This window comes from Bacillus haynesii, assembly GCF_001969855.1.
Lineage (GTDB): Bacteria > Bacillota > Bacilli > Bacillales > Bacillaceae > Bacillus > Bacillus haynesii.
Map to the genome: position 1 here is coordinate 36,392 of NZ_MRBL01000010.1, position 14,333 is coordinate 50,724.

Below are 14,333 nucleotides of genomic sequence, written 5' to 3' on the forward strand. Positions count from 1 at the left end.
GGTCAATGTAGGAGAGGAATAATTTAAGACACATTAAGGTAAAAAAGGGATTTCACAATCATTTGTTCCCCTTCTAAAACAAAAACCCCACCCTTTTTAAAGGTGAGGTTTTAAATCTTGACTTCTCCGTTCCAGGTTACTTTTCCTTACCAGTTATCTATTGCTTCTTGAAAACTGTCTTGTAAATACTCATCAAAACTAGAATATCTTTCAATCTCCTTTTTGCTTATGTCATCCCATCTTATTACACAGTGATTTTCTTCAGTATTGAGACAATAAACAAATTCGTCCACATTTTCAATAACTAAGTATTTATCAGGCAAACCAAAATCTCTAAATCTTTCAGTAACATCAACTACTGAGACATACCCATTTCCCTCTACTCCTAAGACTTCAACTCCACATATTCCTCCTGAGCCATATGCTTTAACAAACTCTTTATATTGCCTTGGAAATTTGCACCCCAGTTTTTCTTCAGCCCTCGAAATATCTTCTTCGGGTACTGCTCCGAAAAAATCACCTTTTTCTACATATTCATTTATCATCATTGCAATTTGAGCATTCATTACATATATTTAACTGAACCTAAAAATTCAAGTTCACCATCACCAATAGATAACTTCTTTTTGACACCTATATAGTTGAAATTATATAAGAGGGCATTTAAGCCATTCTCCAGTTCGTGTTCAAGAAAGGATTGTGAAATAAATCCGTTGTGGTTTGGTTCCAGAGAATTCAGCGCGCTTTTCATTTTCTTCAGCGTGGAACTGTATTCCTCTATAAAAGTATCATAGAATTGTAGAAAAGGGGTGTGACATTCTTTATAAAATGCACGAATGGCGTCTCCGCCTTTTCCTTTTAAGGCATCATTAAGTGATGCGATCTCCTCAACGGCTTTTTTGACTTGAACAAATTCGTCTGATTGATGTTTTAATTGTTCCAGCGTTTGATCAATGGCTTTTTGCAACGCCTGAACATCCAGAGTCTTCATGGCACTCTCCTCTAATACTAAAGTTACAATCATTTTAGATTTTACCACTTTATAGAAGAAGATTGGTGAATAAATCCTGACCATCCATGAAAATGAATCCTTAGAATTAGGATAAATAACCTAGTTGAATTCAAAAAAGACGACCAGAAACCCGACCGTCAAGTTCTATAATAATTCTCCGCTGTGTAATATCTTCACTCCCAAAATGGCTGCCCGTGACACAAAACATATCGGTCTAAAAATATCTCAAAATTTAAATCAAGAGGCTTATACTCTAGACCATCCTCAAGTAAATAAAGGTAGTTGGGATCTTTATCCTTAAGCTTGTCTTTGTCAATCATTAGGTCGCACTCTTCCAACAAATGTCCAATTGGAATACCGCTAACATCCTTATAAAATTTCTCATCTTTCAGTTCTGTATCAATTTCCTTGAGGTTAATTAAATGCAGACCTCCGCCAATATTCACTCCATCTAAAAGACTATCAAAAATTCTAGCTCCATTATGTAGAGTTAAAAATTTTATAATCACCAGGAAGAAATAATTGATGATGTGATTCGAAAGCTCGTATATCGCTTTGAGAGGCTCCGCTGTCAGAGAATGTGACAAGAGTTTCTGTAATTTCACCTTCAGAGCCAAGACTCCTAATGACTCCATTTTGATCTAATAAGCTCTTTAAACCATTCACGGTGTTCTGAACGAAACTTGTCATGTGCTTCCCCTCTTATTACAGATTACTTGTTTTTCCACCAACGTGAGACTTTTTTTATGCACCTCTATTTGTAGAGGAAACAAATTGCTCGGGATTCCGTAATCATCATAAGTTTGTCTTTTAAGGATTAAGGTTATTTTTATTAAAGGTTAGTGGTACACTGCAGCAAATCCAATAACTGCATGAAATAGCCTCCTTGCAAATCTCACCCCGACTTTCACAGAAGGTGCAGTCTTATCCTCAAATGTTTCCTTTGAGGCACAACTAAATCGCTTCAGAAATATAATAACTTTTATTTTTTCTGTAAATCTTTGCTTTTCACTTCCTTTAATATCTCCCTAAGCAACTGTTGGGTTTCCTCGTTTTGTTTACGATTTATCTTGTTTTCCTTTACCAATACGATCATGTAATATAAAAATAAAATGATAGCAGAAAGAATAAGCAAATTAGGCAGAAGCACACTTAACATTTTTTATGTAAACCTCCTATTAAAAAAAGATGCCCGTCAAACGATATGAACACCTTTTTTCCATTGAATATCTGTTTTTAATCCCCTTGTTGCTTGAAGTGAACAGTTGCACTTTGCCGCATTTTAAAAACTTGTTTACATAAAACGACTTCCTCAAGCAGCGGTTACTGATCACATCAATTTTTAAAATGGGGTTTATTATTTCTTCAAATTTTGACAAAAAAAGGGCAGGTCTTGTTGAAACCTGCGCTTTCCCGAGAAATAATTGTGTGGACAAACTAATTTTTATTTCTGTTTTCCTTTTCGGTAGATCAGCCACCCGGCCAAAATAATCAACAGGCCCGATGCGTCATAAGCAAGGTCGAATAAGAGGCTGTTCGGGCTTAGCGGGTTGACGTGGTGAATCTGAAGAAGATGATGATTGATGATGCCCTCAAGGAAGTTAAACCAGCCCGCTCCAAGCAAAGAGGCTCCCCAAAAGATGTGCTGCGGCCGGCTGCTGCCCAGTTCACCCCTGTTCCACAGCAGGATTCCGCCGATGAAAAGAATAACGAGCGAAAACAGATGGAACAGTCCGTCGCTCATAATTTGGTGAGAGCGGTCTGTGTCCATGTACACGCTGTGCCATTGAAGCAATTGATGAAAGATGATGCCGTCGATCATGGCGATGATGCCGACGCCGAACAGAAAAGGTCCCCAAAACGCTTTTTTGTTTTTCATATGATTTGGCCTCCTTCACATGCTAATCAGTTATGTACCCGCCGGTTAAAAAGATCAAACCGGTTATGTTTACATTCTCTCCCGAAAGCAATTATCCTCTTTTTACCATAGATGTATTGAAAAGAAAAAGCTGATCCGAAAAGGTTACTTACTTCCTTTCAGACCAGCTTTTTTATTTATGAAAGGCGGGAAGTCCGCACACGTTTCGTTTCCATTTCGTTAATGGTAAGTGTCTCAGGGTCAATCACGACACCGTAATCTTGCAATGCTGATTCAATGCTGACAAACTCGTTTAAGACGTCGTCCAGAACCTTTTCCGGTTCACGTTCCAGCGGATTCCCCCAGCCTCCGCCGCCTGCACGGTAAAATTGGATGATGCCGCCCGCAGGCATTTTGACTTCAAAAGCCGTTTCATCGATTTCTCTGGCTTCGTCTGTTCCATACCCGACGATCACCTTGTTGCTTGGTGCATCGCCAGCTCCGCAGAAGCCTTTTGTTGTATTTCGGACCCCTGCCATCATGACGCTTGTGCGGCTTTCCTTTAAGTGCTGGATCTGAACATCCAACCCGGGTGTGCCTCTCCATCGGCCCGTACCCGTAAAATCGCTCGTATATTCATGCTTTAATACACGGCTCGGGTATTGAACTTCAGTCATTTCAATAGATGGAAGAATAACTCCTGTCATAACAGGAGGATAAAGTCCCCATCCGTCCGTTTCGTATGCAGCTCCCGCACCACCGGTATAGCCGTAAAAATTCAGATTCACCCACGGCTTGCCGTCATCGTATTTTCCGTGAGAATAGGCGAGAGGAAGCTTATGGGCGTTCACTCCGACGCGTTTTGGCGCACATTGGGAAATGGCCTGAAGAACAGCCTCGGCTATTTCTGCTCCTACGCACGCAGTCGCGTGTCCGCACGGTGCCGGCAGCTGCGGGTTCACAACTGTTCCTAAAGGCGCGGTTACTGTTACCGGATTCATATATCCTTCATTGATCGGGATATCCTCATCACAGCAAGTCGAAATACCGACAAAAGCAAACGAAGTCGTATTTGAGAGCGGGCTGTTGATGAAGCCCTTTACTTGCGGGGATGAGCCGGTAAAGTCAATGTGAAGATCGCTGCCTTTGACGGTCACCGTTGCGCGAACCTTAATATCGCGATTGCCTTGAAAGTCGTGATCAGCAAATGTTTCACCGACATAGGTGCCGTCCGGCCAGCTAGTGATTTCATCGCGCACCCTGTTTTCTGTATATTGAATTCGGTTGTCAATGGCCGTAATCACCTTCTCGGCGCCATACTTATCAAGCATCGTCTGGATTCGGGAAGCAGCGACCTTGCACGCCCCGATCATCGCATTTAAGTCACCTTCAAGCCAATGGGAAAGCCGGTTGTTTGCAACGATTAAATCGAATACATCCCTGCGCTTTTCTCCCCGCTCATAGATTTTTAACGGCGGAATCCGCAACCCGTCATGCCAAATGTCTTTTGAGCGCGGATTGTACCCTCCGGCAACCGGACCTCCATTATCGGCCATATGGCTTCGGACGGCAGGGAGCAGGATCGGCTTGCGATTATAAAAAACCGGCATGACGATCGTCCAGTCAAGGCTGTGCGAACCCCCATGATACGGATCATTCACCAGGAGAATATCTCCGGGGTGAAGATCATACCGAAAGGCGTCCAATAAATGGTCAACTGCGCCTACTACCGCATAAAGATGCAGCGTACAGCCGGGGGCTTGCGCGACCAGGTGCGATTTTTTGCCGGAAAGGTCAAAGACGCCGGTCGTAAAATCATGCGCTTCGTTAAACAATGGTGAACGGGCCGTTCTCGTGACAGTGGCGCTCATTTCCCTGGCAACCGCATCAAGAGAACCGCCGACCACCTGTGATAGGATAAAGTCCTGATTGATCATAGCTGCTCCTCCTTTTGAGAGTACGTAAAGACGAGGAGGTCGCCTTTTTTCACATGTTGGTTTACCGTGCTTTCATAAAAGGTTTCATCATGGTCTCCCGTTCTTGACAGAGACCCGTATTCTCCCCTTTCACTAAAAGGCAGAAGAAGATTGAAATAAATATCGTCCTCCTCGTTAAGCAGAGACACTTTCATTTCCTCCCCGTTGTCCGTCCACTCCCGGGAAACCATTTTAAAACCGTGGTAAAGCTCCAATTCCTCTGCAGAGACAAGCATCCGTTGACCAAATAAAGCAGGCGGTCCGAAGCCTTTTGAAGCTGAAGGATACCCGGGCGCCAGAACAATTGATTTCGTTTCCGCTTCTGTGCCAAGCTCCGGATAAAAAACGGCCTGCGGACCTGTCCCGTATATCGGCGGAAATTCTTCATTTGTTCCTTGTCCGCTTTGAATGGCTTTATATACCGCTTCAGCGACGAAATGTCCGGTAATGCTTGGAGCTAATGCTGTAGCTGCAGGAAATTCCGGATCCAGAATCGTTCCCAGCCTCGTCTTCGTTTGAAAAGGTTGAAGCGTTCCTTCATTGATCGGTATTTCATCGGCAATCCTTGCCAGGAACGGCCAAACGGCAAATGCCTTCGTTAAAGCAGCAGGTGCATTAACCGGCTTTACGGACTGCTCTGACGATCTGCTCAAATCGATTTCAACCGCATCGTCCTTCTTTGAGATTTGCACATGAATCGTACTCTTGTTTCCTTTGGTAACTTCAAACTCCTGAACAGCGCTCATTTCTGTTTCAGGCAGGAGAGAGACATGATGTTCAACCCTTTTTTGGCTGTATTCAAACATGCTTTCGATCGATTCGGTCACTGTTTTTTGGCCATAGCTGCCAAGAAACGTTTTCAATTGCTGTTTGGCTCCATGCAAACATGTGTACATGGCTTCCAAATCCGCTTTAAAAGAAGCCGGCACCCGGCTGTTTGATAATAAGAAACGAAGAATATCAGTCTGCAGAACGCCTTGCTTATAAAGCTTTACCGGCGTAATTCTGATATTTTCCTGCCATACTTCAAATGCATCGGGATGGAAGCCGCCCGGATACTCGCCGGCCAAATCGATCATCTGAGCGCGGATAGCGGGGAAGAGTACGAGCTCCCCTTCAAGAAATAGCGGCGCCGCCATGGTGAGCGACTGTCCTTTCGTTCCGCCGCTGTATGGATCTGCGACCAGCAACACATCTCCATCTGCGATATCAAATGAAAAATAGTCGAACAGATTGTCCACGCTTTCTTTTAAGGCAAACAAATGTTCAGGCTCATATTGATGTTGAACCGCGATTTTCAGCTCATTCGTAAAAATCGCTGTAGCAAATGCCCGGTCTTGCGAAAGCAAAGGAGAACGGGAGATTCGCTGCAAATTATCCCCGACTTCTCTGCCGATCGATTGCAGCTTGCGATAAAGAATTTGAGCTTGGATCATGCATTTCCACCTCTTGTCGCCTGTTGAGAATGCTTGACTTCGATGACACAGTTGCGGTATGAATCGATTAGAGCCTCATGTCCCGGATAAACAACAATGGTCGTACCCCATTGCTCAATAATGGCCGGACCGACAATCAGGTTGCCCGGCTCAAGCATTGATCCATTGAAAATAGGCGTTTTCGTCGGTTCGATGTCAAAATACATAACGCGTTCACCGGATTTCGCTTTTGAAGGATCCTCCTGCTCAAACGGCTCCTCCTTCAGCTTTAACGGCTCTCTGACCCCTACCAGGTCAAGGCGGAGATTTAAAATTTCAATGTCGTGCTCAGGGTCTTTATGGGCAAACATTCTTTCATGAAGGTCATGGAAATCAGCAACCGTTGCTTCAAGATTCAATTCTGTAATCCTCCGCGTCCTCGATTTCACCGGTACGGTTACTTCATGGACTTCCCCGGCATAGCGCATATCGATAAAGCGGCGGGTTTCATATTGATTAGTGACCGATTGACCTCCAAGTTTCTCGCGGGCCGTCTGTTCCATCTTTTCAAAATCGGCGTTCATCGCTTGCAGATCAACGTTTTTCAAACTTTCAAAGCGCGTCCTGAGCTCTGTTACTTTAAGGTTTGCTGCTACATCGCCGAGCGCACAAAAGACCGGGGCAAGGGACGGAACAATAACGGTTTTAATGCCGAGGTCTTCCGCCTGCTTGCCTGCATGGATGGCTCCCGCACCGCCGACAGCCATCAGGGCGAAGTTCCTTGGATCATGGCCTCGCTGTGTCGTCACAAAGTGGACTGCATTTGACATATCGCTATTGACGATTTGTGAGATCGCAAGCGCTGCTTCCACTGTCGAAATCCCGAGCGGTTCAGCAATTCGTGTGCGGATCGCCTTTTCAGCCAGTGCACGGTCAAGCTTCATTTCTCCGCCTAGAAAGTTATCAGGGTTAATATAGCCTAAGAAGACATTCACGTCCGTAACAGTCGGTTCTTCTCCGCCCCTTCCGTAGCAGGCCGGCCCCGGATTTGAGCCTGCGCTTCGCGGACCGACTTGTAAAGCTCCGCCGCTGTCAATCCAGGCGATGCTTCCGCCGCCGGAGCCGATCGTGTGGATATCCATCATTGGCAAAGCAACCCGGTATCTGCTGATCCAGTTTTCCGTCGTGATCGCCGGATTTAATTTTTCGATAACCGAGACATCATAGCTTGTTCCGCCCATGTCTACGGTAATGACGTTCTCGTAGCCTGACTTTTCACCGATAAAGGAAGCAGCTGTCACTCCTCCGGCGGGACCTGACAGAAGGCCTCCTGCGGCAAACTTCCCGCTTTGAATGACATTTTGCACCCCGCCATTTGATTGCATGACAAACAGTTCTCCAGTAAATCCGTCTTCGCGAAGCCGTTCGTCAAGATGGTTCAAATAGCTTTGCATGGAAGGGCCTGTGAACGCATTGACAATGGTCGTGCTTACCCGTTCAAATTCCCGAATCTGCGGCAGCACTTCATATGATAACGATACAAACATGCCGGGAGCTTCCTCATGAATAATCTCTTTAACACGGATTTCATGTGAAGGATTCATGAAGCTGAACAGAAAGCACACAGCAACCGCCTCGATCCCCTCTTGGATAAACCCGCGGACTGCCCGGCGGACGGCTTCTTCATCAAGCTCAGTTACGACATTTCCTGTATGATCCAATCGTTCAGGAATCCCCACACGATATCTTCTTGGGACAATTTGATAAGGAGCTTCCAAGCGCGGAGAAAACACGCTTTCTTTGTACGCGCGGCGGAATTCGATTTCGTCCCGAAACCCATCCGTTGTGAGAAGCCCCACCTTTGCTCCGTTATATTCCAGCAAGGCATTAGTGGCAACTGTTGTTCCATGGACAACCAATGGACTATTGGCTAACAGATCCTTTACGTCTATTCCGATGATTTCAGCCATTTTTTTAATCCCGTTCATCACACCATCAGACTGGTCAGGGGTTGAAGGCGTCTTCGTCGAAACCATTTTTCCACCCTTGTTGACAGCCACTAAATCTGTAAACGTCCCGCCGACATCAATTCCAAATACCCATTGGTTTTTTTCATTCATCATTGAAAACCTTTCCTCCTTATCCGCTTAAAAACCAGACGATTCCTCTGTCGCTTCTCCGATTTCGTAACTGAGATTTAATTTTGTGAAAATAAACGTAAAGATGATATAAATCAAAAATGCAAGTACAGTAGAGTTAATCGGCCCGATGCCGAACGTTATCTTTGAAGCGGTAAAACCTCCGATGATCACCGAAAGAATCGCCGCAACATTCAGCTTCGAATAAGTAGTTCCAGCCCCGAATTGATATTGTTTTTTCTTGATGACAGGTGCTGTGATCCAATGATCGGCGATCATGACTCCTGCGATCGGCGGAACATACAAACCTAAAAATGTTAAGAATGGCACAAACATATTTTGGACACCTAATAATGCAATAATAATTCCGATCACACCCATGATCGCCACAAGTGCTTTCTTAGGAATGTTCACAACATTGCGAAGCCCCAGAGATCCGGTATACAAATTGTTATCATTCGTCGTCCACTGCGCAAAAACGATGATGAAAAATGCCAAAAATCCAAGCCCAAGCTTGCTCATAGCGGCTGGAATATTCGGTGTTGACCCGATATCCGGAACATTCGCGGCAATGGCCATTGCCGCTCCTGCAACAAGACAGAAAACGCCCCCAAAGAAATAACCTACAGACGCGCCTATTCCTCCTGAAACCGCTCCTTTTGCATATCTCGTCACGTCAGGAAAAACAACCGCACCCAATGCGGCATTTCCAACTACAATTGTAATTCCGGCAAATATCGTCATAGGGTCCCCTATCGGATGAAACGTCAGCAAGTTATGCCAGCTTCCAGAATAATTGACAGCACTCACAATGCCCCATATAGAAAAGATGACGACTAAAGGTACAGCAATAAAGCTTAAAGCGGCAAGCCCGCGATATCCTATAAAAGCGGTAAGTATCATTAAAATGCCGCCCCAAACGATGGCAACCTCAGGCTTTGCAAGCCAAACACCCGGAAACATTTCTGAAATTGTCGTCCCGAAAAAAGCAACCTGCCAGCCAAACCAGCCGATTCCCAGCGTCAGTGCCAAGACAATTCCAAAAAGGCTCGATCCGTAGCGTCCAAAAGCCTGACGGGCAAGAACTGTAGTCGATATTCCGTATTTTGCACCCATTACACCTTGAAAAAAGCCATAGACCGCAAGAATCAGCATGCCTAATACAGCAGCTAAAACCGCATGTGCAAAATTCAATCCCTGGATTAGCGCCCCTCCAGTCACAATCGTCGACAATGAGATAATCCAGGCACAACTTGTAATCGTAATATTAAAAATCGATTTTCTCTTATTTTCAGGGACTGATGTAACAGCGAAATCATCAGCGTTTGTAGAGGAAGGTTTTTGACTGTTGTTTTCCATTTTCATGCTCCTTCGTTTCATCATGTAGGTTGTTACACTATATTCGTATCAATCGTTACCCCTCGTTTTAACGTATTGCCGATTGTACATGCCCTTTCAGCAGAGGTGATTAATTTCTTTTTATAATCGGCCGGAAGATGCTCAGGTAATTTGACGCTAACCGTACATTTTTCAACTCGGGACGGACCTTCAGGTGCTTTAGCGGCGGAAACAGAAACTGAAAACTCATCCTCCTGCACCTCTATGCCATCCCTTTCAAACATCTTTTGCAAAGAAATGGTGATGCACATTCCTAATGAAGCTTCCAACAGCTCAATCGGCGAAAGTCCGTCTGAATTCGGAGTGAAAGACCCTTTCGCCTGCATACCGGCTTCATGAAAAATCCCAAACTCTTCATTTGTTTTTTGAATAGTAGTCAAATTTAATTCCTCCTTTGGCCGATCAGTCCGAAAAATTCAAAATGAACCAATTCTTCAGTCATTTCATCAACCGAAAACTTAGGAACATAATTCAGATCATGCTTTGGCCCAAACAGCCATTTTGATAGTGTACCCAACACAAGACTAGTTAACATGGTGGCCTGCAGGTCGGTGTTATGGGAGGAATTTAGCATTCCAAGCTCTGTAGCCCTTTGGATGTTCTTTTTAAATGCCTGTTCAACACTGATCAGCGCCTCTTCAATTGCCTCCCTGATTTCCGGATCGGCGCCTTGTCCCTTGACTAATAAAAATGTCATTAAGTTTCTATTCTCTTGTGCAAACGTAAAAATTCTTTTCATAAGCGCTGTAGTGGATTGGATCATATCATCAGTAAGAGCAAACGTTTGCCTGTAGCCTTGATGAATGGCTGCAAGAAGGTTTTCTTTCCCCTTGTCTATGATTTCCTTGGCGATTTCTTCTTTGCTTTTGAAGTGCCAGTAAAAAGTTCCCTGTGCAACGCCAGCTTGTTTTACGATGTCTGAAATTTTTGTTGCGTGATATCCTTTCGTAGCAAAAATCTCAAGCGCGATATGTAGCAATTCCTCTCTTGTGTCCGTATTTCCCAAGTATTTCCCTCCTCACCCTGAATCTTGATTGACAAGTCAGTCAGTTTTAGGGCTGTTATTCCTATTGGATTTGTAAGAATAATCTTATACAATGTTCTTTTTCTAGTCAAGTTGCTAACCTTTCCATTTTTCGCACAATTACAAAATATGAGCAAAGTTTAACCTGCTTTTTTATCTTCCGGTCAATCATCAGCTGCTGTTTAATCCTTTCATCCCCCTCACGGTCACTTGATCAAACGACCATCGATTTATTTTTTGAAGAGATTTGCAGTTTCATCGACTAATTGTAATAAAGTTTTTTTATGATGTGATGATGAAACTTTTTGACGATCTAATTCCCGCAGCCTGGAATAAATGTCTTTCCGTTCATTTTGGAGTTCGCGTATGACCTGAATCTCGGCATTGTTCAGTTGTTCCAGTCTTAATCGGAGCGCCTCTCTTTCGTTGAACACGTTCCCACCCCCTATCAAAATATTACTTGTAGTGTATAGGACTTTTTTCAGTTTAACAATTCTTCTTTCTTAAAAATTTGCGTGTTCTATTTAGAGAGCGGAATTTTCTAGAGAATTCAATTTACTTTTGATGATGAAATATTTATGATATGGAAAAATGAGGAGTATATTCATAGAAAAATAATTGACTTGTATGGTATTAACATTCTTATTGGCTTTGAATTTCAATGTGCAGGATGCAATGGCAAAGATCACAAAAAGGATATCACAGGTTTTTTATGGCGGATCGCAATCATCCAAATTATTATCCCACTTGGCTTTTCTACCGATTTACGATATTTCATGCAGAAGGATACACTCTCAACATTAAATTACAGCGGACCACAATAAGCAATAGATATTTTTCATTAAGCGGAAAAGCGTTTACTGGAAAAATCCTTTCGACTTCAGTGCCGCTGATAAAGTAGCAGGAACACCGTAAAGAAACCATTACTTAGAAATCATTAAGAAAGATAAGAGGACTCAACCTGAATCCTCTTTTGCTTTTTATAAGGCGTTCAAGCACCGCTACATCACCTTGTTGAATCTCAAAACCTTATTAAGCCCCGCTTAAAACATGATTTCCACAAAATAAAAATTTGATTTCTTTTCATCAATCAGCACTTGCAACATGAACTCCTTTTCGCCAAAATACAAGGTGTCCTTCAAAACAGCAAGACTTTCCGCAGATTTGAAATAATCGTTCCAATCACCGCAAAAAGGAGTTTTTAGAAATGATGATCATTTTAATACTAATAGCCGGCATTTTGGCCGGAATGGCCATTCCTGTTCAAACCTCAATTAATTCACGGCTGGGCATGAAAATCGGGTCTCCTTACGGGGCGGCGGCCATTTCTTTTTTTGTCGGGACGCTTATCCTGCTCATTGTTGCCTTAGTGACAGAGCGCCATTTTTTGTCTATCATCGGACTTTTTCCTTCCATCCCATGGTGGATTCTCGTTGGGGGCGGATGTTTAGGCGTTTTTTATTTAACTTCAAATATTTTGTTGCTTCCGCGCCTTGGATCAGCACTGACGGTTGTCGTCACTCTGCTTGGGCAAATGATAATGGCTCTGGCGATCGATCACTTCGGATGGTTTCATGTTCCCGTTCATGAATTAAACTTTCCTAGAATCATCGGCATTCTGTTCATCATCTTCGGGGTTTTCATCATCAAAAAATATTAATAGCAAGGGAGTTTATCACAGATGAAAAACAGATCTATGTACGTTTTTCTTTACATGGTGCTCGGGCTTTTTGCCGGAATGGCATCCCCGATTCAAACATCCATCAATTCAGAGCTGAGAAATGCTCTCCAATCACCTTTTGTCGCTTCTCTGATTTCGTTTTTGGTAGGAATGTTCGTCCTTCTTTTTCTCACCACGATCATTGAACATCGGCGGTTATTTCATATAGACAATTTACAAACGGCAAAAACCTTTGTCACAGGCAGCCCTTGGTGGCTCTGGACAGGCGGAATACTTGGCGTCATCTTTATTACGTCCAATATTTTGCTTTTGCCGATTGTCGGAGCGTCGCTTACTGTTGTTTTGGCTTTAAGCGGTCAAATGATCATCGCCCTCATCATCGATCATTTTGGATGGTTCGGAATCCCCAAACACCGCTTGAATGTGCAGCGCATTCTGGGAATTGTCCTGATGATCACGGGAATTATAATCATTCAGCATTTTTGATGCCAGTCCTTTTGCACCTTCTGCCGGCTGGAATTCACGGCATTCGATTTACATGACGCGATTTACTTTGAAATGAATAAAAGGGCGGTGTCCGCCCTTTATTGTAAATTTCACAGCCATTTAGTTTACATAAAATTTTTATGGTAAACTATTTTTTCGCAAATAAAAAAAGCCATTTTGTTCAAATGACTTAAGTGCTGCAATTGCCGTATGCAAGTAAGAAAGTTTTAAACCACACTCCTCAAAGTGGGTGTCTGCAGAAACGTTCCTGTCGTCCTTTCGAGGAAGGCATGACATTCCGGTTCCGATATAAAACTCCCTATTACAGCTTAAAGGTTAAAACTTAATTATCATTACGTACAATGCAGCGTAATTTATTATATGATAAAAACATTAATCATGCAACCCCTTGCCTAAAAAGAATGATACATTCTATAATAAGCTGAATATTTACAAAATTCTGCAATCCGATGACAATCGTACAACCCTTCCCGTACATCTGTTCATAGACTGTCTATTGAGGTGATGTCTTGTGGTAAAAATTTTTATCGATCCCGGCCATGGCGGGACTGATCCAGGCGCTTCAGGCAATGGTTTGCAAGAAAAACAGTTAACATTGCAAATCGCCTTGGCTTTAAGAAACATTCTGCTGAATGAATATCAAAATGTTTCTGTCCAGCTGAGCAGGACAAGCGACCAAACTGTCAGTCTGACGCAACGCACGAACGCTGCGAACAGCTGGGGAGCGGACTACTTTCTATCGATTCACATCAATGCCGGGGGTGGGACGGGTTTCGAGGATTATATTTATCCCGGCGTCGGCGCACCTACCACAACCTATCGGGATCTCATGCATGAAGAGATTTTAAAAGTTGTCGATTTCAGAGATCGCGGCAAGAAAACGGCCAATTTTCACGTGTTAAGAGAAACAGTCATGCCCGCACTGCTTACGGAAAATGGCTTTGTAGACAATACAAGCGACGCCGAGAAGCTGAAGTCTTCCGCATTTATTCAATCCATTGCCAGAGGCCACGCCAACGGGCTCGCAAGGGCATTTAACCTTTCCAAAAAATCCGCAGCTCTCTATAAAGTGCAGATCGGCGCTTTCAGGAACAAAGCGAATGCCGATTCACTAGCCGCTCAAGCGGAAGCAAAAGGGTTTGATGCCATTGTGATTTACAGGGACAGCCTTTACAAAGTGCAAATTGGCGCCTTTTCTTCGAAAGAAAATGCCGATGCGCTCGTTCAGCAAGCCAAAAACGCCGGATTTGACGCTTTCATTTACCAGGAATAGGGACAATCATCAAGAAAAGCCCGCGATCTGTCTCAGATAGATCGCAGGCTT

The 14,333-nt window shown here is 43.6% G+C and carries 11 protein-coding genes, 1 other RNA gene and 3 pseudogenes; 3 read left to right on the top strand and 12 right to left on the bottom strand.

The features are described from left to right. Window positions 1-146 precede the first annotated feature (146 nt). The 11 genes and pseudogenes from BTA31_RS10070 to BTA31_RS23690 all read right to left on the bottom strand — a co-directional run. Complete coding sequence (locus BTA31_RS10070) at window positions 147-566, bottom strand: SMI1/KNR4 family protein (RefSeq protein WP_076791258.1); 420 nt, start codon at window positions 564-566, stop codon at window positions 147-149. Window positions 567-658: 92 nt separating this feature from the next. After that, a pseudogene (locus tag BTA31_RS10075) lies at window positions 659-991 on the bottom strand (T7SS effector LXG polymorphic toxin); the annotation flags it as partial. Between the two features lie 194 nt (window positions 992-1,185). Further along, a pseudogene (locus BTA31_RS10080) lies at window positions 1,186-1,702 on the bottom strand (SMI1/KNR4 family protein). Window positions 1,703-2,456: 754 nt separating this feature from the next. After that, window positions 2,457-2,891: a DUF2243 domain-containing protein gene (locus BTA31_RS10090; protein WP_076791263.1), complete on the bottom strand. Its 435-nt coding sequence runs from the start codon at window positions 2,889-2,891 to the stop codon at window positions 2,457-2,459. A gap of 176 nt (window positions 2,892-3,067) precedes the next feature. Beyond that, on the bottom strand, window positions 3,068-4,807 hold the full coding sequence (locus BTA31_RS10095) for a hydantoinase B/oxoprolinase family protein (protein WP_076791266.1): 1,740 nt from the start codon (window positions 4,805-4,807) through the stop codon (window positions 3,068-3,070). Then, entirely contained in the window at window positions 4,804-6,282 is a 1,479-nt protein-coding gene (locus tag BTA31_RS10100; RefSeq protein ID WP_076791269.1) for a hydantoinase B/oxoprolinase family protein, read from the bottom strand. Before BTA31_RS10100 ends, BTA31_RS10095 begins: the two co-directional genes overlap by 4 nt. Then, on the bottom strand, window positions 6,279-8,384 hold the full coding sequence (locus tag BTA31_RS10105; RefSeq protein ID WP_076791272.1) for a hydantoinase/oxoprolinase family protein: 2,106 nt from the start codon (window positions 8,382-8,384) through the stop codon (window positions 6,279-6,281). Before BTA31_RS10105 ends, BTA31_RS10100 begins: the two co-directional genes overlap by 4 nt. Window positions 8,385-8,408: 24 nt before the next feature. Further along, window positions 8,409-9,758, bottom strand: a complete 1,350-nt coding sequence (locus BTA31_RS10110) for a cytosine permease (protein WP_076791274.1) — start codon at window positions 9,756-9,758, stop codon at window positions 8,409-8,411. Window positions 9,759-9,790: 32 nt separating this feature from the next. Then, window positions 9,791-10,177, bottom strand: coding sequence for an OsmC family protein (locus BTA31_RS10115; RefSeq protein ID WP_076791277.1), 387 nt, complete (start codon window positions 10,175-10,177; stop codon window positions 9,791-9,793). A 2-nt stretch (window positions 10,178-10,179) separates the two neighbouring features. Then, on the bottom strand, window positions 10,180-10,803 hold the full coding sequence (locus BTA31_RS10120) for a TetR/AcrR family transcriptional regulator (RefSeq protein ID WP_025811499.1): 624 nt from the start codon (window positions 10,801-10,803) through the stop codon (window positions 10,180-10,182). A gap of 326 nt (window positions 10,804-11,129) precedes the next feature. Beyond that, a pseudogene (locus BTA31_RS23690) lies at window positions 11,130-11,255 on the bottom strand (hypothetical protein); the annotation flags it as partial. A 773-nt stretch (window positions 11,256-12,028) separates the two neighbouring features. Between BTA31_RS23690 and BTA31_RS10130 the strand changes: the two are divergent. Beyond that, the gene (locus tag BTA31_RS10130) at window positions 12,029-12,481 is read left to right on the top strand and encodes a DMT family transporter (RefSeq protein WP_082247392.1); all 453 of its coding nucleotides are present in this window, start codon (window positions 12,029-12,031) and stop codon (window positions 12,479-12,481) included. A 21-nt stretch (window positions 12,482-12,502) separates the two neighbouring features. Further along, a complete protein-coding gene (locus tag BTA31_RS10135; RefSeq protein ID WP_076791280.1) occupies window positions 12,503-12,988 on the top strand; it encodes a DMT family transporter in 486 nt (161 codons plus the stop codon). Between the two features lie 190 nt (window positions 12,989-13,178). Here BTA31_RS10135 and ssrS read toward each other — a convergent pair. Continuing rightward, a non-coding RNA gene (ssrS, locus tag BTA31_RS10140) (6S RNA) lies at window positions 13,179-13,362 on the bottom strand. A 158-nt stretch (window positions 13,363-13,520) separates the two neighbouring features. Between ssrS and BTA31_RS10145 the strand changes: the two genes are divergently transcribed. Continuing rightward, window positions 13,521-14,282, top strand: a complete 762-nt coding sequence (locus BTA31_RS10145; RefSeq protein ID WP_076791283.1) for an N-acetylmuramoyl-L-alanine amidase — start codon at window positions 13,521-13,523, stop codon at window positions 14,280-14,282. Window positions 14,283-14,333: the final 51 nt, after the last annotated feature.